At 62.2% G+C, this 2,045-nt stretch carries 3 protein-coding genes; 2 read left to right on the top strand and 1 reads right to left on the bottom strand.

Annotated elements, in window-relative coordinates:
• Both AC1D15_RS29035 and AC1D15_RS29040 read left to right on the top strand, forming a co-directional pair.
• Nucleotides 1–290: hypothetical protein (locus AC1D15_RS29035; RefSeq protein WP_477828747.1), on the top strand; the 290-nt coding region annotated here is incomplete at its 5' end.
• A gap of 21 nt (nt 291–311) precedes the next feature.
• Nucleotides 312–548 carry a hypothetical protein gene (locus AC1D15_RS29040; protein ID WP_477828748.1) on the top strand — a complete coding sequence of 79 codons (237 nt, stop codon included), beginning with the start codon at nt 312–314 and terminating at the stop codon, nt 546–548.
• A gap of 998 nt (nt 549–1,546) precedes the next feature.
• Here AC1D15_RS29040 and AC1D15_RS29045 read toward each other — a convergent pair.
• A partial coding sequence (locus AC1D15_RS29045; RefSeq protein ID WP_477828749.1) for an alpha/beta fold hydrolase occupies nt 1,547–2,045 on the bottom strand: 499 nt, incomplete at its 5' end.

A 2,045-nucleotide genomic window follows, 5' to 3' on the forward strand; every position in this document is an offset into this window, starting at 1 on the left:
GGTCGAAGACCTACTACGCGCTGACCTCGGATCGCGTCCTGATCGTCTCTGGAGTCATTTCGCGCACCATCAAATCGCTGTCGCTGAACACCTTGTCCGACGTCACCTTGACCGAGGGGCGCGGTGGCAATGGATCGATTACGTTCGGCCCGCAAAGCCCGTTCGGATCGATGTTCGGTGGAGCGCCTTCTTGGCCTGGAGCGCAACAGCAGTCCCCGCGCTTTGATCTGATCGACAACGCCAAGATTGTTTATGAACAGATCAGAAGCGCACAGCGAATGCCGAAGTGACCAGATCAACGAGGYAAAGCGATGACGCCGGACGACCTTGAGCTGATGCTTGTGCAGTCCCGCCTTGTGGCAACGGCTGAGGCGCTGAGTCGAGGGGCGCGTGCAGCAACACCCGAAGAAGAGGCAGAGAAGTTCAGAGTTGCTCTGGTCCAAACTGGACTGTGGCAAGGAGAGACTGATGCGGGCGCGCTCAATCGCTACTCTGTTGGTGAAATGTCCATCGAGGATCTCGCACAATACTTCAGCCTCCGGCCTTGACCTATCCATGGCGAGAGTTCGCCCGGCGGGTGGGGCGACCTTCTCGTGCCAAACGCAAGGACTCACGTGGAGAACGACTCACCTTCTGCCGCTTTCCGACTCGGCGCATGCCTGCTGGCGGCGCTCGTTGGACTTGCTCTAGGCTTCGTGCCAGCAATCGGGTTCGCCGCTGCTTCAGTATTCCCTTCCGTTCCTTTCGCAGTGTGGGTGTTTGGAACATCCGTCATTCTTGGAGCCGTCTCATACGTCGTCCCTTCCTTTGCGTTCGCACTCTTCCCTGCTGTGGCRCACATGTTCGCTGGCGCGGCGAAACAGGCGGTTTGGCTAGGCGACAACGATCTCCCTGGTCCAGAGCCCTCCGCGCCCAGCTATCTCAAGGTAGCGTTCTATGCAGGTGCGGTCGCGCTGGTCGTCATCGTTCTGATCGTCAAACGTTCCTCGTAGGGATGGAATGCGGCTCACGCCTCCATCGACTGGCCGCTTTTCCGACTTTGGGCTCAGGGCGCCTGCCATGCCAGACGCTGAGTGACCGCTATGCACCCGTGAGACTGGCGATGCGAAGGTCCGCAATGGGTCGATAGCTCTGCTTCGCGGCTCGCAGGAGCGGCCGTTCGGCTTGGTCAGCACCGGCACGCAGCCCGGTCCATTCGGGCTTGACTGAACGAACCCAACGCGTTGCGCGACGAAGGTCTCCTCTCCGCCAGAGCGGTCGCTCGGGCGACAGGCTCTGACCGACCGCAACCAGCCTGAAGCGGTCGACCGGTCCTTGCCCGAAGGAAGATCGTCATGCGCCATGGATATGAGTCCCTCGTGAGGCGCCTGGCGCAGCGCGGTCACTTGCGGCTACAAGAGTCGCAGCGCCCGATGATGGGCGAAGCGTTGGATGCTGCCGGCGCCAGGCTCCGGGCCGCCTGCGAAGGCCCGCCGCAGTTCGACGGGGTTGCGTCTGCATCGGTGCGCCTCCGGCCAAGGATGCGGGCTCGATAGCGTCGAGCCACTCAGTGGTCGGCGGGATGAGCCTTCGCGATGAACCCTGCCAGGTCATCGTTGAACCGCTGGGGCGATTCAAGAAATGGCGCGTGTCCCGTGTCGGGATAGAAGAGCGTCCGGATCGATGGATTGAGTTGCTGGGCACGCCCGGCGCTGGCGTCGGCCCGCACCAGGGCGTCCAACTCGCCATAGATCTGGAGCATGGGCTTCCGAACGCCCTGGAGCCCCTTCGCAGCATCGACCGTCATGCGGTGCACGACACGCTGCATGTCGAACGATGCCAGCGCAGCATTGGCCAGCAGGCGTTGGACGACTTCATCCACGGGCGGGCGATGGAAACACAGCGTGAGAAAGGCGCGTTCTGCATCGAGCCGAGTGCGCAGGTCCAGGGAACTCATGTCTCGATAAACCTCGGGATGCGGCTGGATCTGCGCCGCGTCCAGCTCGATGACGCCGCCCACGTAGACCACGCCAGCGATGTCCGCATCGCCGTACTTCGCAAGGTAG

Source organism: Rhizobacter sp. P2_H2 (assembly GCF_056403375.1).

Coding starts and splice junctions, on each gene's coding strand:
- AC1D15_RS29040 (WP_477828748.1), top strand. CDS start 312: ATGACGCCGGACGACCTTGAGCTGATGCTTGTGCAGTCCCGCCTTGTG.